23 protein-coding genes and 1 riboswitch are annotated in these 20,865 nt (G+C 45.1%); of the genes, 8 read left to right on the plus strand and 15 right to left on the minus strand.

Translation table 11 applies throughout. From position 1 onward, the window contains the following. Positions 1-128: 128 nt before the first annotated feature. The gene (gene thiW, locus ATL39_RS07865; protein ID WP_120192776.1) at positions 129-623 is read left to right on the plus strand and encodes an energy coupling factor transporter S component ThiW; all 495 of its coding nucleotides are present in this window, start codon (positions 129-131) and stop codon (positions 621-623) included. 88 nt (positions 624-711) lie between these two features. After that, a complete protein-coding gene (locus ATL39_RS07870; protein WP_120192777.1) occupies positions 712-2,025 on the plus strand; it encodes an NCS2 family permease in 1,314 nt (437 codons plus the stop codon). A gap of 369 nt (positions 2,026-2,394) precedes the next feature. Here ATL39_RS07870 and ATL39_RS07880 read toward each other — a convergent pair whose 3' ends face one another. The 6 genes from ATL39_RS07880 to ATL39_RS07905 form a co-directional block, all read right to left on the minus strand. Continuing rightward, positions 2,395-2,721: a DUF1516 family protein gene (locus ATL39_RS07880; RefSeq protein WP_120192779.1), complete on the minus strand. Its 327-nt coding sequence runs from the start codon at positions 2,719-2,721 to the stop codon at positions 2,395-2,397. A 107-nt stretch (positions 2,722-2,828) separates the two neighbouring features. Beyond that, complete coding sequence (locus ATL39_RS07885; RefSeq protein ID WP_120192780.1) at positions 2,829-3,146, minus strand: DMT family transporter; 318 nt, start codon at positions 3,144-3,146, stop codon at positions 2,829-2,831. Next, positions 3,146-3,481, minus strand: a complete 336-nt coding sequence (locus ATL39_RS07890; RefSeq protein WP_120192781.1) for a DMT family transporter — start codon at positions 3,479-3,481, stop codon at positions 3,146-3,148. Before ATL39_RS07890 ends, ATL39_RS07885 begins: the two co-directional genes overlap by 1 nt. A gap of 59 nt (positions 3,482-3,540) precedes the next feature. Continuing rightward, positions 3,541-3,643: riboswitch (guanidine-I (ykkC/yxkD leader) on the minus strand. Between the two features lie 30 nt (positions 3,644-3,673). Further along, a complete protein-coding gene (locus tag ATL39_RS07895; RefSeq protein ID WP_120192782.1) occupies positions 3,674-3,907 on the minus strand; it encodes a hypothetical protein in 234 nt (77 codons plus the stop codon). 61 nt (positions 3,908-3,968) lie between these two features. Then, positions 3,969-6,134: a type IA DNA topoisomerase gene (locus tag ATL39_RS07900; protein ID WP_120192783.1), complete on the minus strand. Its 2,166-nt coding sequence runs from the start codon at positions 6,132-6,134 to the stop codon at positions 3,969-3,971. Between the two features lie 161 nt (positions 6,135-6,295). Further along, complete coding sequence (locus ATL39_RS07905) at positions 6,296-7,393, minus strand: NADH:flavin oxidoreductase (RefSeq protein WP_211326979.1); 1,098 nt, start codon at positions 7,391-7,393, stop codon at positions 6,296-6,298. 263 nt (positions 7,394-7,656) lie between these two features. On the opposite strand from ATL39_RS07905, the gene ATL39_RS07910 reads away from it, so the two are divergent. Continuing rightward, a complete protein-coding gene (locus tag ATL39_RS07910) occupies positions 7,657-8,463 on the plus strand; it encodes a 2OG-Fe dioxygenase family protein (RefSeq protein ID WP_120192785.1) in 807 nt (268 codons plus the stop codon). 31 nt (positions 8,464-8,494) lie between these two features. Here ATL39_RS07910 and ATL39_RS07915 read toward each other — a convergent pair whose 3' ends face one another. The 6 genes from ATL39_RS07915 to ATL39_RS07940 form a co-directional block, all read right to left on the minus strand. Continuing rightward, the gene (locus ATL39_RS07915) at positions 8,495-8,869 is read right to left on the minus strand and encodes a PH domain-containing protein (RefSeq protein WP_120192786.1); all 375 of its coding nucleotides are present in this window, start codon (positions 8,867-8,869) and stop codon (positions 8,495-8,497) included. A gap of 18 nt (positions 8,870-8,887) precedes the next feature. Further along, positions 8,888-9,130, minus strand: a complete 243-nt coding sequence (locus ATL39_RS07920) for a DUF2584 family protein (protein WP_120192787.1) — start codon at positions 9,128-9,130, stop codon at positions 8,888-8,890. Positions 9,131-9,198: 68 nt separating this feature from the next. Further along, on the minus strand, positions 9,199-9,384 hold the full coding sequence (locus ATL39_RS07925) for a hypothetical protein (RefSeq protein ID WP_120192788.1): 186 nt from the start codon (positions 9,382-9,384) through the stop codon (positions 9,199-9,201). 186 nt (positions 9,385-9,570) lie between these two features. Beyond that, entirely contained in the window at positions 9,571-11,037 is a 1,467-nt protein-coding gene (locus ATL39_RS07930; RefSeq protein ID WP_120192789.1) for a catalase, read from the minus strand. 238 nt (positions 11,038-11,275) lie between these two features. Further along, positions 11,276-13,420 carry a hypothetical protein gene (locus tag ATL39_RS07935; RefSeq protein ID WP_120192790.1) on the minus strand — a complete coding sequence of 715 codons (2,145 nt, stop codon included), beginning with the start codon at positions 13,418-13,420 and terminating at the stop codon, positions 11,276-11,278. Between the two features lie 132 nt (positions 13,421-13,552). Next, positions 13,553-14,458 carry a manganese catalase family protein gene (locus tag ATL39_RS07940; RefSeq protein ID WP_120192791.1) on the minus strand — a complete coding sequence of 302 codons (906 nt, stop codon included), beginning with the start codon at positions 14,456-14,458 and terminating at the stop codon, positions 13,553-13,555. A 211-nt stretch (positions 14,459-14,669) separates the two neighbouring features. Here ATL39_RS07940 and ATL39_RS07945 point away from each other — a divergent pair, with 211 nt between their 5' ends. Next, the gene (locus ATL39_RS07945; RefSeq protein ID WP_120192792.1) at positions 14,670-15,092 is read left to right on the plus strand and encodes a pyridoxamine 5'-phosphate oxidase family protein; all 423 of its coding nucleotides are present in this window, start codon (positions 14,670-14,672) and stop codon (positions 15,090-15,092) included. A 112-nt stretch (positions 15,093-15,204) separates the two neighbouring features. On the opposite strand, the gene ATL39_RS07950 is transcribed toward ATL39_RS07945, so the two are convergent. Both ATL39_RS07950 and ATL39_RS07955 read right to left on the minus strand, forming a co-directional pair. Next, positions 15,205-15,843: an SDR family oxidoreductase gene (locus ATL39_RS07950; protein WP_120192793.1), complete on the minus strand. Its 639-nt coding sequence runs from the start codon at positions 15,841-15,843 to the stop codon at positions 15,205-15,207. A gap of 87 nt (positions 15,844-15,930) precedes the next feature. Beyond that, positions 15,931-16,869, minus strand: a complete 939-nt coding sequence (locus ATL39_RS07955) for a DMT family transporter (protein ID WP_120192794.1) — start codon at positions 16,867-16,869, stop codon at positions 15,931-15,933. Between the two features lie 195 nt (positions 16,870-17,064). Here ATL39_RS07955 and ATL39_RS07960 point away from each other — a divergent pair, with 195 nt between their 5' ends. Together ATL39_RS07960 and ATL39_RS07965 are read left to right on the plus strand one after the other, a co-directional pair. Then, positions 17,065-18,516, plus strand: coding sequence for an aldehyde dehydrogenase family protein (locus ATL39_RS07960; RefSeq protein ID WP_120192795.1), 1,452 nt, complete (start codon positions 17,065-17,067; stop codon positions 18,514-18,516). 106 nt (positions 18,517-18,622) lie between these two features. After that, positions 18,623-18,820, plus strand: a complete 198-nt coding sequence (locus ATL39_RS07965; protein ID WP_120192796.1) for a hypothetical protein — start codon at positions 18,623-18,625, stop codon at positions 18,818-18,820. Positions 18,821-18,871: 51 nt separating this feature from the next. Here ATL39_RS07965 and ATL39_RS07970 read toward each other — a convergent pair whose 3' ends face one another. Continuing rightward, positions 18,872-19,348, minus strand: coding sequence for a GNAT family N-acetyltransferase (locus ATL39_RS07970; RefSeq protein ID WP_120192797.1), 477 nt, complete (start codon positions 19,346-19,348; stop codon positions 18,872-18,874). A gap of 102 nt (positions 19,349-19,450) precedes the next feature. Between ATL39_RS07970 and ATL39_RS07975 the strand changes: the two genes are divergently transcribed. Then, positions 19,451-20,068, plus strand: a complete 618-nt coding sequence (locus ATL39_RS07975; protein WP_120192798.1) for a PepSY domain-containing protein — start codon at positions 19,451-19,453, stop codon at positions 20,066-20,068. A 130-nt stretch (positions 20,069-20,198) separates the two neighbouring features. Continuing rightward, positions 20,199-20,825 carry a class I SAM-dependent methyltransferase gene (locus ATL39_RS07980; RefSeq protein WP_120192799.1) on the plus strand — a complete coding sequence of 209 codons (627 nt, stop codon included), beginning with the start codon at positions 20,199-20,201 and terminating at the stop codon, positions 20,823-20,825. Positions 20,826-20,865 lie beyond the last annotated feature (40 nt).

Raw genomic sequence — 20,865 nt, forward strand, 5'->3', positions numbered from 1 at the left:
AACCATCATTCAGATTATTATTATGTTACTTATACTTTATCACAGTGAATGTAAAAATAAAAAAAATCAGCCTTGGCTTCTACTTTCTCCGCTAAACGATGTAAAATAAAAAGAAAGGAGGTCCCTGAATGAATAAAACAAAGAAACTTACATATACTGCTGTGTTAATTGCTGTCGGAACAGTAACCAGCCCTTTTGTTTCGATCCCGATTGGATTTGCACGGATTTTTCCGATTCAGCATTTTATTAATGTGATAAGCGCTGTACTGCTTGGACCCTGGTATGCTCTTGCCCAGGCATTTGGTACTTCTTTTCTGCGGAATATTTTCGGGACCGGCTCTGTTTTCGCCTTTCCCGGCAGCATGATCGGAGCTTTTCTTGCCGGCATCGTCTATCAGCGCACGAAGAAACTTTCATTCACTGCCGGGGCAGAAGTAATCGGCACCGGTTTAATCGGCGCTCTGCTCACATATCCGCTTGCGCGGCTGGTGTTTGGCGAAGCAACTGCCTTATTTGCTTTTGTTCCTTCGTTTATCCTCAGCGCCCTGGTTGGAGGGGCGCTTGCCTATCTGCTTCTGCGGGCTTTTGAGCGTCGGAAAGTGCTTGAACGGTTTCAGAAATAAGAATGGATTCTATAGTTGCAAATCACCTCATATACGAATAATATATAACAGGGAATGTTACATATTTCGTATATAAGGTGGTTTTTTCATGCTTAATCGATGGTTTAAGCTCAGTGAGCACAATACTAATATAAGAACCGAACTGCTGGCAGGCATCACGACTTTTTTGACTATGGCCTATATTGTGGTTGTAAATCCCGTCATTCTGGCAGATGCCGGCGTTCCGTTTGAAGCTGTGTTTATGGCTACTATTATTGCTACCGTAGTCGGCACGCTCTGGATGGCTGTTTTTGCCAACTACCCGATCGCGGTGGCTCCTGGGATGGGACTCAATGCGTATTTTGCCTATTCCGTAGTGGGAGGTAATGACCAGATCGGCTATGAAGTAGCGTTTGGTGCGGTGTTTGTTTCGGGGATTATTTTCATTATTCTATCGCTCACGCCTTTTCGGGAAAAATTAATTGAAGCGATTCCTTCTAACTTAAAATATGGGATTACGGCCGGTATCGGCCTGTTCATCGCTTTTATCGGTTTTCGTATGAGCGGCATTATCGTTGCTCACCCGGAAAATCTCGTCGCCCTGGGAGATCTTCAGTCGGCGCCTGTACTGCTGACCCTGACCGGGCTCGCTGTTATGATTACGCTGATGGCGCTTAGAATAAACAGCGCCTTGTTTATTGGAATGGTTGTTACCGGCATCATTGCCTACTTCACGGGAGCATTGTCTTTTGAAGGAGGCGTGGCTGCTGCTCCGCCAAGTCCGGAATGGTTTATTTTCGGCTCCCCTTTGGATGCTTTTGCTGATGTAATCAGCTACGGCCTGTATGCCGTAGTGTTTTCGTTTCTGTTAGTCACCATTTTCGATACGACCGGTACGATGATCGGCGTAGCGGAACAGGCAGGCCTGATCAAAGACAATAAAATGCCCCGTGTCCGCCAGGCGCTGCTGTCAGATGCTGTTGCCAAAACAGTCGGCTCGATATTCGGCACAAGCCCGACCAGCGCCTATATTGAATCGTCTTCCGGAGTCGCGGCCGGCGGACGTACCGGTCTTACAACGGTGGCAGTAGCTCTTTTGTTTATCCTGACGATGTTCCTGGCTCCTGTCGTGAATGCCGTATCCGGCATTCCGGCCATCACTTCGCCTGTCCTGATTATTGTAGGGAGCCTTATGCTTGGAAGCGTCGCCCATATTAAGTGGAATGAGTTTGACGAAGCATTTCCGGCTTTTCTTGTTATATTAAGTATGCCGCTTACTTCAAGTATCGCCACAGGCATAGCGTTTGGCTTTATTTCCCACCCGCTTCTGAAAGTAGTAAGTGGAAAAGGAAAAACGGTACACCCGCTCGTATATATCTTTGCTGTTCTATTTATTTTCCAGCTGATCTACCTCCCGCATTAAAAGAAAAGTGAGGTCTCCTGCCACCTGCGCTGTATTCTGGAAAGGCTGCAAGGAAGCCCGCTTCCGCTGTCAGACTTGAAGAATACCAAGCAGGTGGAGACCGCAGCTGGACAAAAAGAAAAGGGAGAGACGCCGCTTTATTCCTCAGCTTCTGGAGCTTTCGCAAGGAATGCCTGCATTCCGCTGACGAAAGGGAAGAACGCTCGAGGAATAGGCGGCTCGACCTGGACAAAAAGAAAAGTGAGGTCTCCTTCCACCTGCGCTGTATTCTGGAAAGGCTGCAAGGATGCCCGCTTCCGCTGAAAAAAATAATCTTTTTCAACTATAAAAAAGCAGACCGGAACATCATCCGGCCTGCTTTCTTTTTGATTAATATACAAATCCCATAATAAGAACAGCTGCTGATAACAGAATACAGGCGATCCAAAACACACCCTGAGACTGTCCGCGCTTTTTGCGTCCTATAAGAATTTCCATTACGGCAATCAAAGCAACCGCAAGAATACCCTTAAAAATATAGAGCAGTGGAAAACCATACCCGATGACCATACCTATACCGGAAACCAGCATAATTACAACAAAAAGCCGTTCGATCATCATCGTAACCTTCTGCTTTGGCAGAAAGTAGCTTAACAGGAAGAATATGAACAAGAATGCCCATGCTCCTGCATGTGCCTGATAAAGAATATATAACATATCTCTCACTCCTTACGTGCATATTTGCGGTTTACACATACCGCGCTCCTTTCAATATAAAGAAGCGTCGGCGCCAGTGCAACATCCGGTCCGGAAATTCTGCAATTTTATCCCTGCACGAGCTTTAATCCAACAGCAGAAGCAATAATAACGCCAATACAGATGATTCGTTTCCAGTCCGCCGATTCTTTATAAAACAGCATCCCCATCACAGCTCCTCCGGCAGCGCCGATTCCTGTCCAGACAGCATAGGCCGTCCCCATAGGAAGAGTCTGCATCGCCACGCTCAATAAAACAAAACTGACGCCGAACCCTCCGACAATACCGAGAAAGGCCGGCACGGACCGGTCACGATGCAGCTTATTAATCATTGTTACTCCAAGCATTTCAAAAAGACCGGCAAAAATAAGAGCCACCCAGGCCATTATGCTTCCGCCTCCTTTTTCTCATCTGTCACCAGCTTCAAGCCAACCACACCGGATAGCAGGAGCAGAATGAAGATAATTTTACTCCATAAAAACGGCTCCCCGAATAATACAATTTCGGCAATAACCGTCCCGGTCGTTCCAAGCCCGACAAACACAGCATACGCCGTGCCGACGGGTAGATAACGGCTTCCTGTCACGAGCAGATAAAAGCTTGCTGCAATTGCCAGAATCGTAGCTCCCCACTCCCCGAACCCGGAGGCATGCTTTAATCCAATAACCCATCCTATTTCAAACAAGGCGGCCGTCACAATTTTGATCCAGTCTTTATTCATAAGAAACCTCCTTTTCCGCGCATACAAAAAGCCCAGGGCGCTAATCTTCTGTTCAGAAGATCTCCCGGGCTTTTTTCCCTCCGTGTCAGTATGCTTTATACACACTGTGTTTTCTCTTGGACCAGGCCGGCACGGTGCCGCGGAACCCTAGAAAACAATTTGATGCCAGTATAGCTTACAAATTCTTCAAAATCAAGTGTCTTCTCTTTTTCTGTCATCCGGCAGGCTTTCCGTGTAGGCCGGACGGTGCCGCGTATCTTCTTCCGTCACCTGAATATGGTCATTGACCGAACGTTTGCGGCCCATCGTTATGTCGTCATACGGAGTAAAGTCGTTGGAAGAGGAAGGCAGGCTTCCTTTTCGGATCGTATAAAACAGGCCGTAAATAAATGCTCCCACCAGAATAGATGCGATAACAAATCCCATTTTCATCCCTCCTCTTCCTCTTACTGCTTATCTTACTATACGAAGAAGGGAAATCCTTGTTTCACGATTTATCTGCTTTTGCGGGAAATACAAATTCCACCTTGCCTTCGTTGAGCTTCAACTTCGCGTCAAACGGTGTTTTTCCCTTAAATCCTTTGATCAGGTTCGTTTCCCCGGACTGGCAGAGTTTTTTAATCTGGGCCGGAGAAATCGTTTTGCGGAGCAGTGTTTTTGGAAACGTCTGCTTGCATCCATTAGAATAATTGGTGCATCCATAAAAATTGCGCCGGTTCATAATATAGCCTTCTTTACAGGTGGGACAGAGCACAATAGGTTCGGATTTGGCTGCTTTTTTTCCTTTTCCTTCTTCTTTATCGGCTTCCGACACGGCAAGCGCATCTACAGCCTGGGGCACTTTTTCAACGAGGTCTCTCGTAAATGCCGATGTCTGTTCAATAAACGCCTCTTTCTGCGCCTCCCCTTCCCCGATTTTTTTCAAAAATAATTCCCATTTAGCCGTCATCTCCGGCTTGGACAGAAGAGTTCCTTCCACCGCCTCACAAAGCAGTTCGCCTTTGCGGGTAACGTGCACAATATTTTTCTGCACGCTGATGTATTCCTGACGGATCAATGTTTTGATAATACCGCTGCGTGTAGCCTCTGTGCCGAGCCCTTCCACTTCCTGAAGCGCCGTTTTAGCTTCTTCATCCTCTTCGATCCACTTTCCGCACGTTTTCATCATGTTGATCAGCTGACCTTCCGTGTACGGCGAAGGCGGCTTTGTAGTACCTTCTTCAATGGAAACAGCTGCATCGACCGCCATTCCCTTCTCTAAAGGAGGAAGTACAGGCGGAGCGTTCGGATCTTTTTTAGCAGGAGCAGCTTTTGCTGAAAAGCATTCCTTCCAGCCTTTAACCCGCTCCACTTTGCCTTTGCTCGTAAACAGCAGGTCCTTTACATTTGTTGTTACGGTTGTTTCATCATACTCGTAGTCATGATGGAACATAGCGATCGCGCTTTGGACAATTTCCATGTATACCTTGCGCTGATCTGCCGTCAGCTTCTGCAGCGCCGCTTCAGTCGGGATTTTTTTAGTCGGAATAATCGCATAGTGTTCTTTTACTTTACTGCCGTCCACAAACCGGCGGCCCGGATAATCAGTCGCCGGTTCAAATACTTTCCCGGCGGTCGCCTGGTACTTGGTTAAATTGCTTTTAATGTAGGCAAACTCATTGTTTGTAATATGATGGGAATCCGTCCGCGGATAAGTAATCAGCTTTAACGGCTGGTCATAGAGAGACTGGGCAATTTCCAGCGTCCGGGACGGACTGAGCTTATATTTTTTATTCATGGTCGTCTGCAGGCTTGATAAAGAATGGAGAAGCGGCGGCTTGATTTTTTTACGGCTTACTTTTACTTCTGTCACTTCACCTATTTCTTCTTTTCCAATTCCATGCTTTTTTAAAAGCGCTTCTGCTTCCGCCGCCTTTTTGTGACGGACTTTTGCTTTTCCTTTATACGTTCCGGTTGATGCTTTGAATGTGCCCTCCACATCAAAATAAGGTTCCGGCTTAAAGCGTTTAATTTCCATGTGCCTGTCGTAGATCAGCTTTAATGTGGGCGTCTGCACACGACCGACGCTGAATACAGACTTAATGCCTTTCCGCTGAAGCAGCAGCGTATACAGACGGCTTGCATTCATGCCGACCATCCAATCCGATACCTGGCGGGCCTGCGCTTCCTGATAAAGAGCCGTATAAGCGTCCCCTGCCCGGAGCTGCTGAAAACCCTTAATGACTTCATTCTTTTCCAGGCTGTTGATCCAAAGCCGTTTGGCAGGTTTATGGGCCGCTCCTGCTTTTTCAATAATGCTCCGCGCGATATTTTCTCCTTCGCGGTCACAGTCGGTGGCAATGATTATTTCATCAGCTGCCTGCAGAAATTTGCGCACGATTTGAAACTGTTTTCTCGTTTTCGCAGCCGTTTTCCATTCAAACCGCTCCGGAATCATCGGAAGCTGCACGAGGCTCCAGCGCTTCCATGCCGGCTCATACTCTGCCGGGGATTTGAGCTCAACGAGATGGCCCACGCCCCAGGTAAGCACGGCGCCCTGAGGAAACTGCTCACATGCTCCTATATTAATATATCCTTCTCCTTTGCCGCCCTTTGGAAAAGCTTCGGCATAGGCTTTGGCCTGACTCGGTTTTTCTGCTAATATGACTGGCATGAGTCTGTCTACCCCTTTATGTTAGAATTTCTTTACTGGCTGCGGAACAAATGTTCTTTCCATTATACGACGACCGGACACGGACTGCAAAGCAGCTATTAATTTTCCCCATAAGTAAAGCCCGCTGTCTCCTTACTGGAGCAAGCGGGCTTTTATTTTTATTAATACAGTTCTTTAAGCGCCTCTTTGGAAAAAGGGACAATCGCTTCTGCGTTATTTTCTTTTACTTTTTGAACCCAGGCTGGATCTGACAAAAGCGGCCGTCCAATCGCTACCAGGTCAAATTCGTTCTCTTCGAGCCGTTCTACGAGCTGGTCAATACTTGTCATTTCCGCATGTGTTCTTTCCGTAAAGGCATCATTCAGGCCAATGGAACCAACGGTTATGACCGGAAGACCCGTCAGCTCTTTCGTCCAGCCGGCGAGGTTTAACGAAGAACCTTCAAATTCCGGCTCCCAGAACCTTCTTGTTGAACAATGATATACATCGACGCCTGCTTCCGTAAGCGGTGCAAGAAATTCACGAAGCTCATCCGGCGTCTGTGCCAGCTTTGCTTCAAAATCAGTCATTTTCCACTGGGAAAAGCGGAAGATAATAGGAAAGTCCTCACCTACTGCTTTGCGGCAGGCTTTGATGACTTCTGCAGCAAAACGGGTACGCTCTACAGCATTACCTCCGTACTGATCTGTTCTTTTGTTCGTTACATCCCAGAAAAATTGATCAATCAGGTAGCCGTGGGCACCGTGAATTTCAATACCATCAAATCCGATATCTTTAGCCGCTTTGGCTGCTTCTGCATAAGCCTGAATAATTAATTCAATTTCATCATCAGAAAGCGGCTCCACGACCTTTTCTCCGTGAAGATTCAAGCCGGATGGACCTACCGGCGGCACAGATTTGCTGCTGTCATCCAGCGGTCTCGTCATTCCTACGTGCCATAGCTGCGGCACGATTTTACCACCTGCTTCATGTACGGCTTCTACGACTTTTTTCCATCCATTCAGCGCATCTTCTCCGTAGAAACGGGGAATATTCCCGTTATCAAGGCTGGCCGGATGACTGATCCCGGTTCCCTCCGTTACGATCAGCCCTACTTCACTCTCTGCGCGGCGGCGGTAATAGGACACAACATTTTCGTCTGGAACACCTTCCGGAGAAAAGTTTCTCGTCATCGGAGCCATAACGGTCCGGTTTTTCATGTGAAGATCTTTTATACTCCATGGCTGGAATAAAGCGTTTATTGATTTCGATTTTGTCATTTGACTGCTCATATGTGATGCCACATTCCTTTCTGATTAAAAAAATTCCTACAGGATAAAGTAAATAAACCTGTCATTGCACAGGTTGTATTGTACGCTTCTGTTTTTCGGAAGTACACTGTTTTGCATGCCCTGCTTCATACAGAGAAGCAGTTTTGGTTTCTTTTTGAAAATGAAGTCTCCTGCTTATCGTAAAAGCTTAAACATGGTAGACTAAAAAACGTGATTGTATTGCTAAACCGAGGTATGGAGGATGAACTACTATGAGCCGCTTAAAAGACAATGGCTTTGAATACTATACATTAGATGAACTTAAAGCAAAAACATATTATAAACAGGATCTGGAAGCCATCACTTCCGTTTTCGATGAGCTTCCCCAGGATGAATATGCCCCGCATCTGAACCGGTACCGCCGGTATGCCCGTGCTGTTATTATGCCGGGCTCCCATCGGCTGGAATGGCTGCCAAAAACAATAATTGACGACAACTCCTACTACGAGTACTTTCAAGGAAGCTTTAACCCGGAATACACAGATGAATACAGGCGTTTTCCCGCTCTACCTGAAGAAATGATGCACAATGCACTGCTCGAAGACATTATTCGTTTTGATTTCCAGCAGACCTTCTGGATGAAAGAAGACGCATTAATGCCCGTTCATGCCGGCATTCATTTTGTGAAACTCTGCGTCAATGAAGCAGGAGAAACAGCCGTATCTTCGCCCAACAACCTTCATCAGGATGGTGAGCCGTTCACATTTGCCCATTTAATTCGCCGCCGCAATGTGAAAGGCGCAATGAATGCTATTTCCACTCCAGCCAACCGCGGACAAATGCCTGACAATCTCGCTCCCGGAGAGTTAACAGCTTCCTTTTATCTGGAGAATCCGCTTGAATCCTATGGTGTATATGATCCGCTTGTAACACATTATGTAGGAACCGTAGAAAAAGGGGACTTTAATATACCCGGAGAGCGTTCTGCTATTCTTATAGACTTTCAGCCGACGGTCGTCTCAGATTCAGAGCAGACAAGCAGCATGAAAGGCCTGACTGATCAAATGATATTTGTATAAACAAAAAAACTGCCCCCTGGAGGCAGTTTTTTTATAACACGTAATAGCTCAGCACGAGCTGTACTTTAAATATATTATCATCTTTCCGGAAACTCTTTTCAATAGGCTCTGCGCGCCCTTTGATCCATATTTTCAGCTCACTGTCGAACTCGAATGTACCGGCTGTTTCTACACTGTAGTGCGAAACGCTTTTATAGGGTATCGTATGATATTCTGTTTTCTTCCCCGTCATCCCCTGCTTATCAAGCAGGATCAACCGGCGGTTTGTGAAAATAATCATATCGCGGTAGAGCTTAAAAGCATACTCCACCTGCTCTCCTTTAATCAGCCAATCGCTCAGCTCACGCTCTACTTTCAGCACATCGGTTTCTGACGCATTTCCCATTAAAGAGTCAAATAATCCCATGATAACCCTCCTTTTTCTTTAATTCACGGAAGTCAGCGACACCAGTTCATAGTACATCGTTGTCCGCCCGCTTCCCCACTCCACTTTTACAATGACCGCTTTCCCGAAAGCTTCTTTATCCTCATACGTATGAATCGGCAGCGCTGTATCCATAGGGTACATTTGATATCCGTCTTTGATCAGCTCAAATTTGCGTTCATCTAAACGTTCGGCCTGCTTATGTGTAATTATTTCCCAGTTCATTTCCATTTTGAATCCCATATCTATTCTTCTCCTTTGATTCGGCTCTTTTGCATCATTTTATTCATTTTTATTTTTTAACAAACCGCTTATTTAGAGGAATTTTCTTTTTCTCCATTTTTCCAGAGCGCCCATTTGGTGGAGATCGTGAGCGTAAGTGAAATAGCAATCAGAGTCAGCATCATAATATTAAAAGATGTAAGGTTACCGTAATCCATCGTAATCAGGATATAAGCGGCTACGACAAAAAACAGCCAGTCCCATGCATTAAACATTGATAGTATTTGCTTCATGATAAACAGCGGCGTCTCTTGTGCATCAGCAGATGCATCCCGGTCCGCCTTTCCCCCTTTTCGTTACTAGTTGTCCTTATTATCTTCACATAGAACAGCTGAATAACACAATCCCTTTCTTTCTGCACAAATAAAAAAGCACCGCAGACAAATGCGGTGCTTTTAAACTTATTTATTCAAGTGACCGACATAGGGAGAAATATCGACATTTAACTTATCGGCAAGTTTCTGTCCGAGATCTGCGTCCGCACGGTAGAAGTTGCATACCATACGAAGAACAGTTTCCTCCGCTACATCACCAAGATCGTCTGTTAAATTTCTCAATAGAGCATCTTTGGTTTCCTGATCGTAGCTTCTGTAAATACGGCCGGCCTGTCCAAAGTCGTCCGCTTTTTCGATTTTCTTGCGGCCTGCGCTGTCACCAGGAAGCGGCTGTTCAGAATCAATATAAGCTGGATCTTCTGCAGGCTCCTCTTCGTAACGGTTCGGCTCGTAGTTGATACGGCTCGTCTGCTGCGCAAACGGCATTGCACCATCACGGGTGTTGTTGTTTTTCTGGGCAAACGGACAGTTGATTGGAAGATCCAGATAGTTCGCCCCTACGCGGTAACGCTGCGTATCAGAGTAGGAGAAAATACGTCCCTGCAGCATTTTGTCTTCAGAAGCCTGAATTCCCGGTACAAGAACACCCGGATTAAAGCTGACCTGCTCTGTTTCTGCAAAATAGTTATCCACGTTTTTATTTAACGTCATCGTTCCTACGTGGATATAAGGGATGTCTTCCTCAAGCCAGTCTTTCGTAGCATCAAGCGGATCAAAATCAAAATTGTCGATGTCCGCCGGATCAAGAATCTGTACATACAGATCCCACTCTGGGAAATTGCCTTCTTCAATCGCATTGTACAAGTCATCTGTCGCGTGTTGGAATTCCTCTGCCTGAATTTCTGATGCCTGTTCAGGAGTAAGGTTTTTAATGCCTTCTTTCGGCACCCAGCGCTTTTTCACGTAAACGGTATTGCCGTATTCATTAATCCATTTGAATGCGTGTACACTCGAACCGCGGATATTGCGGAAGCTCGCGGGGATTCCCTCGTCTGTGAACAAGTGAACCATCATGTTTGTGGATTCCGGCGTTAAAGACATGAAATCCCAGTAACGATCCGGGTCCTGTTTATTTGTTTTCGGGTCCGGTTTAAGCGAATGAATAACGTCCGGGAATTTAATTGCATCACGGATAAAGAATACCGGAAGGTTGTTTCCTACAAAATCATAGTTTCCTTCTTCGGTATAGAACTTCACAGAAAAGCCGCGCGGGTCGCGGAGTGTCTCCGGAGAGTGACCGCCATGAATAACCGTAGAAAGACGGGCAAATACCGGCGTTTCTTTACCTTCCTGAAGAAAATCTGCTTTCGTATAACGCTTCATGCTGTTTTTTACTTTAAACACGCCATGAGCGCCTGCTCCTCTGGCATGAACAACACGCTCAGGGATTCTTTCTCTGTCAAAATGGGCTAGTTTTTCTACCAGCTGGTAGTCTTCGAGTAGTGCAGGACCGCGCCGTCCGGCGGTACGGGAGTTCTGGTTGTCGCCAATAGGGACTCCCTGGTTTGTTGTTAATTTGTTGTGGTCAGCCATAATAAAAAATCCTCCCATTCTTTAATTAAATTCCTGGTTAAAAAATAACCTAATTCGTATTTTACCTTATTCTGTGTAGAAAATTCCAATACTTTGTATTAATTTTAATCTGATAATGATTATCTTTTTATTATTACTATTACTGAAAATGTCCAGATATATAATATACCCTTTTTAGTTATTTTCTATGCTTCTTTATTATATTTACTTCCAGCAGTTCTTCTACGGTTTATTGTTTTCAATCAGCAAATGTTTCCTGCAGAATATAGTAGGACTCTTTTTTGCGCGGCTCATATTCCGGAAGATCCCATTCTTCCCATGTATACTGCTTCATTTTACCTGCCGGCACTGTGCCATCCTTTTGGGCCGGAAGTGACTTATTGATCTCATACACATCATCCTGCTTCTCTCCTAACAGAAGAGATGCTTTGATGCCTTCCGTTTCTTCACGGGCAGTTAAACCCTCTTCCTGCTGGATATCTCCCATGATCTCTTTTGTCCCTGGAGCTGTAATATTCAAAAGCTGCCATGGGATACGCATTTCGATTGTCCCTGTTTCGTCATCTATCATATAGTCTGCAAGCGAGTCATATGAATCGCTTTCCGGGTCAGCGTTTCCATGGCGCAGCTTTCCCGTTTCATAATAGCTGAAAGGCAGTATTTCTCCAGTGTCCGGCCTTTCGAGCTCCCGGTTCAAAGCAAGCCTCATTGGATGAAAAACCCCACTATCTGCGCCCGCTTCCTCCTCTTCAAGGTCTTCCCGGTAATCCAAATGAAAAACATCGTAATAGGCATCTACCGTAATACGGGCATTTTCTTTGTCAGGCAGTTCAATCATAAAGTCGATGCCTTCTTCAAAGCTGACGCCTTCTATGTGTTCGGCTTCTTTGTTCCCCTGGTTTGGATTCACATCCAGTGCCAGGACAGGTGTTTCATCTTTCTGACGGTCTATACGGAAATAGACGAATTTTTCATCATGATCCATCCATAAAGCTTCTGTTTCTGTTTCATAGAGAGGGTCAATGTCTTTCCAGTCATCAAAAGATCCGTCTACTTTTATTTTATCCCGGTCAAAGCTCAACAGCCCAAACTGCTGTTCATTTGTCTGCGCATTTGACCAGTACGGACGTCTGTCAGGATTGTCATACTCCATCGTATTCCACGTCCGCTTGAACCACTCATCCTGCCATGTAAACACAAGCCCGCCGAGCATGCCTTCCTCCTCAATATCTTCATACAGGCTCGACAACATTTCCCCCTGCTGCTGCTCAGATATAAATCCCTGATTATAGCCGAAAGGATTTTCATGTGTTTTCCCCCGTGAGGCAGGAATGCCAAACTCCGCAATCAACACCGGCAGGTCATTGGCTTCATGTAAATCCTTTAAATAGCCCGCATAGTTATTTTTTTCTCCACGGTGGTCTATAAATTCCGTGTAGTCTTCTTCTAAATTCAAAAAGTCAGGATAATAAGGATACACATGATAAGAGGCAAATTGCCCCGTTATTTCAGAGGATCCTTTTAATTTTATGTGATTTGGATTAACAGAAGCCATATCTTCCTGCTCCAGCGGTTCTGCCGGATGATCGAGATGATCGGTGCTCACCCAGTTCGTGAAGCTCATTGGTCTCGTCCAGCTGTATTCCTCTTTCTCATATACCGCCATTGTATCCATCTGCTCTGCAAGCCAGTGTTCAAACGGCTCTGCGTTTTCTGTATAAATAAGCTCTCCTTCATACTCTCCGGTATTTTCATTTTTTTTATTCGTTTCATCTACCATAAACGGGTACCATTCGATACCGACAATCCACCCTATAACATAAGGGGAAATGTCTGCTGTATATTCTCCGTAAGCATGCCCCCGCTCCTCTTCAATAGAAGCACTGCCGTGCACGACATCGACAATATTTCTCATTTCCTTTTGAAAATCTTCCGTATTTTCTTCATCAAACGCATCCAGGGTTTCTTCCAAAGGTTCTTCATTCACCCATGCGCCGTGAAATAAGTAGATTGGATCTTCTGTTTTTTCGTTATGTTCTTTCAGCGCCTCATAAAAGGCCGGTGGATGAATCGTATAAATTCTTATTGTATTCCCATTCATGTCTGCTATGTCTTCCAGCCAGTCTTTATACTCTTCTTTTGTTATAGCCGCTTCTCCCGGAAAAGCGCCGGGCTTTCCCATTCCAAGGTTGACGCCGTGAATTTTCTTTTCCTGCCAGGATTCGCCGTCCCACACTTCAAAATGTTCTCCAGCAATCCGGGAATGGTATTCTATTCCGTCTTCTTCCAGCACAGCCGGCTGATATGTATTAAAAAACAAAAAATAAATTCCCGCTGCCAACGCCAATCCCCCCAGAATCATCCATATCCAAGGTTTTTTCATTTTTATTCTCCTCCTCTTCACCTGCATCTATAGTACTATTATTCTCCTTAAATTGGAATTGAAAATCATACATTTGGTCTAATAATAAAAAAACAGGCCTCCCATAAAGGGAAGCCTGTACTTACTATTTTATTACAATCCAGCATCGTACTTTAAACGCTCAGACAGCTCCCTAAAACTCTGTTCGTCAAAGCCCGGGGCGAATTCTTCTGGAATATTTTCCAGATCCGGTATTTCTGCACCTTCCGGAATACCATCGACTACTTCCAATTCACCCGGAGGTCCAACTGGAGTAGGTCCTTCCCAAATACGATCAAGAAGTTTATAATCATCATCACTGAAGCGGTAAAGCTTTCTGTGAAGTCCCTGATCTTCAAATTTCTTCGCATGGTCAAACTTGGAGTTATCGAGATTCGGCACTGGAAGCATTTTCGTCATATCTACGCCTGTCGCTTTTTCAAGCGCTTTGGCATATGCTACAACGTGCACGCCTCCTCGTACCAGCAGATAACCGCAGAGCTCTCTTGCTGTTTCATTATCCGTCATTTCATATACACGCATCTTATGGGTACGCGCGCCGCATTCCAGATAAAAGTTATGAAGAAGATCCGTTACGAGGGTACCGCTGGAAAAAACGTTATCGCCGGACCACGGCTTTCCGCCTGAATCCATCGGCAGGGCATTTTGTCCGCCCATAATAAAGTTAGCCTTATTGCCAAGCGGCAGTACCGGCTCGAGCGGCGTATCATCCGGATTGGTACTGCCGTTTCCGACAGAGCCGTCGATACATAGATTGATTGTATTGGCGACAAGTTCCACGTGTCCAAATTCTTCGGCTGTGATACTTGCTACGAGTTCATAGAAGGGTCTAAGCTTTTTCTTGCTCCGGAAATTAAACGATTGATACATATAATTGTTCAGTGTCGACATTTCACCGAAACGTCCACCCATAAGTTCCTGTACGGTCGTCGCTGCTTCCGGGTCTGGGTTAGTCGGGCGAGGGAGTTCAATTTGGAGCCTATCTACTCTTTTAAACATATTACTCCTCCTTCGTTTCCTGAAATTTATATTTCCGGACTCTATTCACTTACCCCGAATCTTTGTTCCGAAAACAGAAAATTCCCAATTCGTCAATAATTTAATCTTTCTGCAACAAACAGCCTGCTTTTAAATTGATTGTTTAAATACAGGGAAAATCAGGAATAGACCTCAGTGTGAAACAATAGATAAATAAAGGAGCGTATATATTATGAATCAACAGCAGCTTAAAGAAAAAATCGTTCAGGTTATTGATGAAAATAAAGTAGGCATTCTTGCTACTGTTAAAGGCAATAAGCCTCATTCCCGCTACATGACGTTCTTTAATGACAATTTAACTCTCTACACTCCGACAAATAAAGAAACGCATAAAGCTGAAGAAGTAGAGGAAAACCCTAATGTGCACATCCTCCTTGGCTACCAGGGTGAAGGATTAAATGATGAATTCGTTGAAATCTCCGGAAAAGTTACCATTCGTGATGACCAGAATCTTAAAGAAGAGCTTTGGAATGAGCGTATGGGCAAATGGCTGGACGGACCAAATGACCCCGAATATGTTGTGCTTGAAATCAAGCCGGATCACATCCGCCTGATGAACAGCGAAAACAATCCTCCACTAGATTTAGATCTTTAATATAAAAAAAGCGAACCCGTCCGGGTTCGCTTTTTTTGTTTCTCTGCAGTTTTTTTATTTTCCTGTACAAAAAAAGCCGGCTCCTTGCGGAGGCCGGCTTTGCTGTTATATTTTACAGTGCTTTTAATGCATCTTCGATTGTATCGTTACCGGAGAGAAGTTCAAATGTTTTATTTTTAGCATTTTCTTCTGTGATGGAAGCAATCATCACGTCCGCTACGTCTTCTCTTGGAATATCACGGCTGCCCGGATCTTCGAGCTTTTCTTTTGCTTCCACTTTGCCGGTTCCTTTATCAAATGTTAAACCGCCTGGTCTTACAACAGTATACGCTAATCCGCTGGCTTTCAAATGCTCATCTGCATTTTTCTTTGCTTCGGCATAATGCTTAATTTTGCCGCCTGGATTTTCCACGCCAATCGCGCTTAGAATAATATAGTGCTTTACGCCATGAGCTTTGGAAGCATCCACAAGCTTGTTATTGCCTTCTTCGTCTACCGACACTGTTTTTTCCGGACCGGTTTTTGAACCGGAGCCCGCTGCGAAGATCACAACGTCCATGCCTTTCGGTGCATCTGATACGTCGCCCTCCAAATCGGAAATGACGGCGTCTTTTGCTCCAAGATTTTTAAGCTCATCAGCCTGTTCCGGCTTTCTGATCATAGCAAATACGTCATGCTCGTTTGATTTTCCAAGCTTTTCTACTAATAGTCTTCCTGTATGGCCGTTTGCGCCTGCTACTAAAATATTCATTGTATTGGTGCCTCCTTGATTTTTTCTTCCAGCTGTTGCATACAGTATATGCTTTTCCCTTTCTGCAGAACCTTAAACGTCTGTCACTTACTTTTTATAAGAGACTGGCGTAAATTCTGCCGGGGCGGCTTTTGAAGTTCTTGAGAATTTTCTTCTTTTTGAAAAAATAGCAAGCAGAACGGAAGAAAGCACCAAAATAATGCCAAGCAGCTGCCATCCGGTTAATATGTCCCGGAAGATAAGGACCCCTACGAGAATAGCTACAATCGGCTCTACTGTGGAGAGTATAGCAGCTTTCCCGGCCTCGATGTGCTTCAAACCGGCAGTATATAAGATATATGCCAGAATCGTGGAAACAAGAACGCTTCCGAGCGCCCAGATCCATACTTCCCATTCCTGAAACAGATACAGCCTGGTGTGCAGGCCGCTCATAGGAAGAAGAACGAGACTGCCGCAGAGCATGGAATATGCCGTGATGGTAATCGAGCTGTATTTCCGGCTGACAAATTTGCCGATCACGCTGTAAATGCCGCAGAAAAAACCAGAGGCAAAACCCAGCATTAGAATTCCCGGCTCTACAGCAGCAGCTCCTCCCGGCAGAAGACCCGCTACAAATGCGCAGCCTGCAAGCGTTAAGCTGATAGCAATCAGCTTGTTTTTTGTCAGCGGTTCTTTAAAAATAAACCGTGACATGAGTGCCACAAATACAGGGCTTGTATATAGAAGGACGACGGCAATGGAAAGAGACGCCTCATCCATAACGGTGAAATAACACCAGTTAAACAGGGCGATACTGACTACGCCGAGACCTATAAAGTGAGGGATATCACGAAAATAAATGTGAAGCTGGTAGGAACGGATGGCCAGAAGCACCGCGAACAAAAGAAAAGCAGATAACGTCATACGGACCGTAACCACTTCAAGCGGAGTAAAGCCAAACGTGTATAGTTTCTGTACGAATAAGCCGGTCATACCCCAAAAAGAAGCACCGGCAATTGTCATCGCATAAGCTCTGCCCTTTTCCATACACTATCCCTGCCTTTGCTGTTTCGAACTGCACCTATCTTCTCACCCCTTCCCCCTTTTGCCTATACTATTTCATTATTTTAGCAGAATAGTTTTGACTAAATTTGACCTTTAAAACTTTTAGGTTTATCATACTCAGCAGGTTGGGTATACTACTAATTAGTTACAATTAATAACTTACAGGAGGAATAGAAAGTGACACAATCATTTACGAAGCAGTATATCAATGGAAACTGGACAGAAGGCTCCAGTGCCAAAACAATAGAAAATGCAAATCCATTTACCCAGGAGGCTCTGGGCACGATTACGTCCGCAAACGAACAGGATCTGGATGCAGCCTATAATGCAGCCGCCTCGGCGCAGAAAGAATGGGCTGCGCTCGTTCCCGCCGAACGGCAGGCTCATTTGTATCAGCTTGCAGATACGATGCAGGAAGAAAAAGAATTTATTAAAGAATGGCTTGTAAAAGAAGCAGGAAGCACTGCCGCTAAAGCAGAAGCCGAATTTCAGGCAGCACTCGGCATCGTTCGTGAATCCGCTTCTTTCCCAACTAGAATGGATGGAAAAATTCTTCCTTCCAACAATCCCGGTAAAGAAAACTATGTGTACCGTATGCCTAAAGGCGTGGTCGGCGTTATCGGGCCATGGAACTTCCCGTTTCACTTATCTATGAGATCCATTGCCCCGGCCCTTGCTACAGGCAATACCGTAGTAATAAAGCCGGCTTCCGACACACCCGTTACTTCCGGCTTAATGCTTGCCCACGTTTTTGAAAAAGCTGGATTTCCTAAAGGTACGGTTAATGTGCTGGTTGGACGCGGCTCGGAGATTGGGGACAGCTTTGTAACGCACCCCGTGCCAAAAGTAATTTCCTTTACCGGCTCAACCGAAGTAGGAAGCCACATCGCAGAACTTGCCGGAAAGCACTTAAAGGAAACGGCATTAGAACTGGGCGGAAACAACGTGATGCTCGTACTTGAGGATGCAGACGTCGATCAGGCTGTGGAAGCTGCAGCATTTGGTAAATTCCTGCACCAGGGACAAATATGCATGGCGCTGAACCGCATCGTTGTTCATGAAAGCATTCACGATGAATTTGCAGAGAAGTTCATTGCCAAAACAAAATCACTGCAGGCCGGTGATCCATCAGATCAGAAAACCATAATTGGTCCGCTTATTAATAAAGATCAGCTGGACCGCATTCAAAAAGATCTTGATGAAAGTGTTAAGCAGGGTGCTCATATCGCGCTTGACGGCAAAGCAAACGGCAATCTTCTCGAGCCTGTCGTACTCACCGGCGTAACAAACGATATGCCTATTGCTGAAAACGAAATATTCGGCCCGGTTGCCCCTATTATTAAAGTAAGTTCAGAGCAGGAAGCTATTGATATTGCTAATGCTTCTCCTTACGGCCTCAGCGGATCTGTGTTTACTAAAGACCGCTTCCGCGGCATTCAGGTAGCAAAAAAGATTGAAACAGGAATGGTTCACATTAATGATCAATCTGTAAACGATGAAGCCCACGTAGCATTCGGCGGCGAAAAAGATTCCGGACTCGGCCGTTTCGGAGGCGAATGGGTAATCGATAAATTTACAACAGTTAAAACTATCGGGGTCCAGTCCGGCTACCGTAAGTTTCCATTTTAAAATAACAGCACGATTATTTTGACCGATTGCACATCTTCCAGGGAAAACGGCTTGCTTCCAAGCCGTTTTTTCGTTACATTTACAGTAGACAAAGGAGGCGAACGACATGGAAAAAGAAAAAGAAGAACCGCTTTTCGAAAAAGGCGAAGTCCTGTACTATCAAGGAAAAGAATGCCGTGTCATTGCTGAATACGACCGTACGGTATGTGTAGAATTTTCCGGTTATCCTTTTGCAGGCGAAGAGGAAGAGTTCCCACATCCCCGCGTCATCCTGCTTAAGAATGAAGTACAGCGTTCCGCTTAATTCGATAAAATAAAAAGAAAGGCTCTCTTTGCGAAGAGAACCTTTCTTTTTTTATGTGTAAAGCGGCTTGGACATCGCCACGATATCAAAAGGCGTACCGAGTTTTGTTACCGTTATTGTACGATAAACCCGGTAGCCCAGCTTTTCATAACGCCTGATATTACCTTCTGTAGTACACCGGACTTTACAGTATACTTCTTCTTTTCCGGCCTTTTCCGCTTCCGCCTCCACCCAGCTGATTAATGCTCTGGCATACCCGCGCCCTCTTGCTTCCGGCAGAACGGAAAGCCTCATAAAATAAAACCGGGTATCCTCCTCTTTTACCCGGATCATTCCGAGAGGGATGCCGTTTTCATAAAGTACGGCCGCCCACTCCTCCCCGGCTGCCAGTGAAAGAGCAATAGATTCTTCTGTTTCTTTCATTGCCCCGGAAGGCGGGTCAAAATGATTGTATTCTTTAAATGACTCGTGCATTACTTTTTTAATAATTCCTGCCTGCTCTACTCCTGCTTTTTTTATTTCAATCATCTATTTTTCTTCCTCTCATCAAATTCTCATTTTTTTATCATGATCTCTTCATTTATGTATTCTATACTATAGTATATAAGAAAAGAAAAGGAGCGGGCAAAGATGAAAAAATTGATCATCATCACCCTCTGCATTATTGCTATCGGCGCTGTCGCTGTCGGAGTGCAGATGTTTTCGGCTTCTGCTGATGATCCTTCCCTCAATTCCGAGGAAGCAAAAGAACTGGCTGCAAGCCGCTATCCCGGAGAAGTTACTGTAATTGAACTAAACAATGAAAGCGGAGAGCAGATATATACGATGGAAATTGACGGAAATGATAACGATTACCGTCTCAAACTTAATGCAGATTCCGGAGACGTCGTTGAGCTTTCTGAGATAACGAACGCTGATTCTCAAGAAGAAGCAAGTGAGGAAAGCGCTGCGGATACAGCCTCAGAGCCTGAACCGGCTGCTGAAGAGAGCAGCTCTGAGGAAGCCTCTCCTGCTGAAGAAGAATCTTCCCGTGAGACAGGATCTTCATCAAATCAACTTCCGATAAGCATGGATGATGCTAAATCCATTGCACTTGAAGAAGTCGGAGGCGGTTCTGTTACTGATATTGAACTTGATGATGACGACGGCAGAGTTCTGTACGAACTCGAAATCGTATCTTCACAGGGAGAAGTAGATGTCGATGTGGATGCACGCACCGGAGAAATTATCGTTATATCCTATGACTAATATGTTCTGCTCCTGCAGAATTTTCTATTTATCCCAAAAAATCAGATGGAAATTTGATAATCATCAGGCTTTTCAATAAATGCTGTTTTCGCTATGCTTAATAGAAACAAACAGACAGCGGTGAGTGAATATGTTAGATGATACGGGAGAACGAATCATCCCAAAGCAGATGCAGGCTTCCAATCGAATGCTGCTCGAACATATGGCACGTTATTCGTTTGCCTGTCCCTATGCTTCAGGAAAAGTGCTTGATATTGCCTGCGGAACAGGCTATGGCACCCATATAGTTACAAAAACACGCAAAAACTTCATTGATTCCTCTCTGGGAATAGATGTAGATCCAAAAACGGTGGAATATGCCCAAAAGGAGTATTATCATCCCCTGCTTTCCTTTGAACAGGGAGATCTTCTTGACCCGGAACTTCCCGGGAGAATTGGCACCTTTGATACCATCATTTCGTTTGAAACAATTGAACACGTAGCTGACGACTATTTATGTTTAAAACAGCTGCACCGCCTTTTAAAACCAGGCGGTACTCTTGTGATATCCACCCCTTTCGGCCGGGGCAGAGGCTTTCCTTCCAATGAATCTTTTCATTTTCATCAATTAACCGATAACGAATGGGCCGGCCTGATTACAGACTCTAAATGGAAATGGCAGAAGGCCCAGCTTTTCTATCAGCTTGGTGTTGCAATTGAACGACCACGCCGTGAAGAAGTTCATTACCCATTAGGCATTGCCGTATGCAGGAAATAAAGCAGTTTCATCCAGGAACCTCTGTCTTTTCAGGCAGAGG

The organism is Sinobaca qinghaiensis (genome assembly GCF_003610495.1).
Taxonomy (GTDB): domain Bacteria; phylum Bacillota; class Bacilli; order Bacillales; family Marinococcaceae; genus Sinobaca; species Sinobaca qinghaiensis.

What these genes read in the sequence shown, in the direction of transcription:
- ATL39_RS07925 (WP_120192788.1), bottom strand. Translation starts at nt 9,384, where the DNA reads ATGTTTAATGCATGGGACTGGCTGTTTTTTGTCGTAGCCGCTTATATC.
- ATL39_RS07940 (WP_120192791.1), bottom strand. Translation starts at nt 14,458, where the DNA reads ATGTTTAAAAGAGTAGATAGGCTCCAAATTGAACTCCCTCGCCCGACT.
- ATL39_RS07905 (WP_211326979.1), bottom strand. Translation starts at nt 7,393, where the DNA reads ATGACAAAATCGAAATCAATAAACGCTTTATTCCAGCCATGGAGTATA.
- ATL39_RS07970 (WP_120192797.1), bottom strand. Translation starts at nt 19,348, where the DNA reads ATGATTGAAATAAAAAAAGCAGGAGTAGAGCAGGCAGGAATTATTAAA.
- ATL39_RS07980 (WP_120192799.1), top strand. Translation starts at nt 20,199, where the DNA reads ATGTTAGATGATACGGGAGAACGAATCATCCCAAAGCAGATGCAGGCT.
- thiW (WP_120192776.1), top strand. Translation starts at nt 129, where the DNA reads ATGAATAAAACAAAGAAACTTACATATACTGCTGTGTTAATTGCTGTC.
- ATL39_RS07945 (WP_120192792.1), top strand. Translation starts at nt 14,670, where the DNA reads ATGAATCAACAGCAGCTTAAAGAAAAAATCGTTCAGGTTATTGATGAA.
- ATL39_RS07915 (WP_120192786.1), bottom strand. Translation starts at nt 8,869, where the DNA reads ATGGGATTATTTGACTCTTTAATGGGAAATGCGTCAGAAACCGATGTG.
- ATL39_RS07910 (WP_120192785.1), top strand. Translation starts at nt 7,657, where the DNA reads ATGAGCCGCTTAAAAGACAATGGCTTTGAATACTATACATTAGATGAA.
- ATL39_RS07930 (WP_120192789.1), bottom strand. Translation starts at nt 11,037, where the DNA reads ATGGCTGACCACAACAAATTAACAACAAACCAGGGAGTCCCTATTGGC.
- ATL39_RS07955 (WP_120192794.1), bottom strand. Translation starts at nt 16,869, where the DNA reads ATGGAAAAGGGCAGAGCTTATGCGATGACAATTGCCGGTGCTTCTTTT.
- ATL39_RS07900 (WP_120192783.1), bottom strand. Translation starts at nt 6,134, where the DNA reads ATGCCAGTCATATTAGCAGAAAAACCGAGTCAGGCCAAAGCCTATGCC.
- ATL39_RS07880 (WP_120192779.1), bottom strand. Translation starts at nt 2,721, where the DNA reads ATGTTATATATTCTTTATCAGGCACATGCAGGAGCATGGGCATTCTTG.
- ATL39_RS07885 (WP_120192780.1), bottom strand. Translation starts at nt 3,146, where the DNA reads ATGGCCTGGGTGGCTCTTATTTTTGCCGGTCTTTTTGAAATGCTTGGA.
- ATL39_RS07950 (WP_120192793.1), bottom strand. Translation starts at nt 15,843, where the DNA reads ATGAATATTTTAGTAGCAGGCGCAAACGGCCATACAGGAAGACTATTA.
- ATL39_RS07935 (WP_120192790.1), bottom strand. Translation starts at nt 13,420, where the DNA reads ATGAAAAAACCTTGGATATGGATGATTCTGGGGGGATTGGCGTTGGCA.
- ATL39_RS07975 (WP_120192798.1), top strand. Translation starts at nt 19,451, where the DNA reads ATGAAAAAATTGATCATCATCACCCTCTGCATTATTGCTATCGGCGCT.
- ATL39_RS07895 (WP_120192782.1), bottom strand. Translation starts at nt 3,907, where the DNA reads ATGGGATTTGTTATCGCATCTATTCTGGTGGGAGCATTTATTTACGGC.
- ATL39_RS07870 (WP_120192777.1), top strand. Translation starts at nt 712, where the DNA reads ATGCTTAATCGATGGTTTAAGCTCAGTGAGCACAATACTAATATAAGA.
- ATL39_RS07920 (WP_120192787.1), bottom strand. Translation starts at nt 9,130, where the DNA reads ATGGGATTCAAAATGGAAATGAACTGGGAAATAATTACACATAAGCAG.
- ATL39_RS07965 (WP_120192796.1), top strand. Translation starts at nt 18,623, where the DNA reads ATGGAAAAAGAAAAAGAAGAACCGCTTTTCGAAAAAGGCGAAGTCCTG.
- ATL39_RS07890 (WP_120192781.1), bottom strand. Translation starts at nt 3,481, where the DNA reads ATGAATAAAGACTGGATCAAAATTGTGACGGCCGCCTTGTTTGAAATA.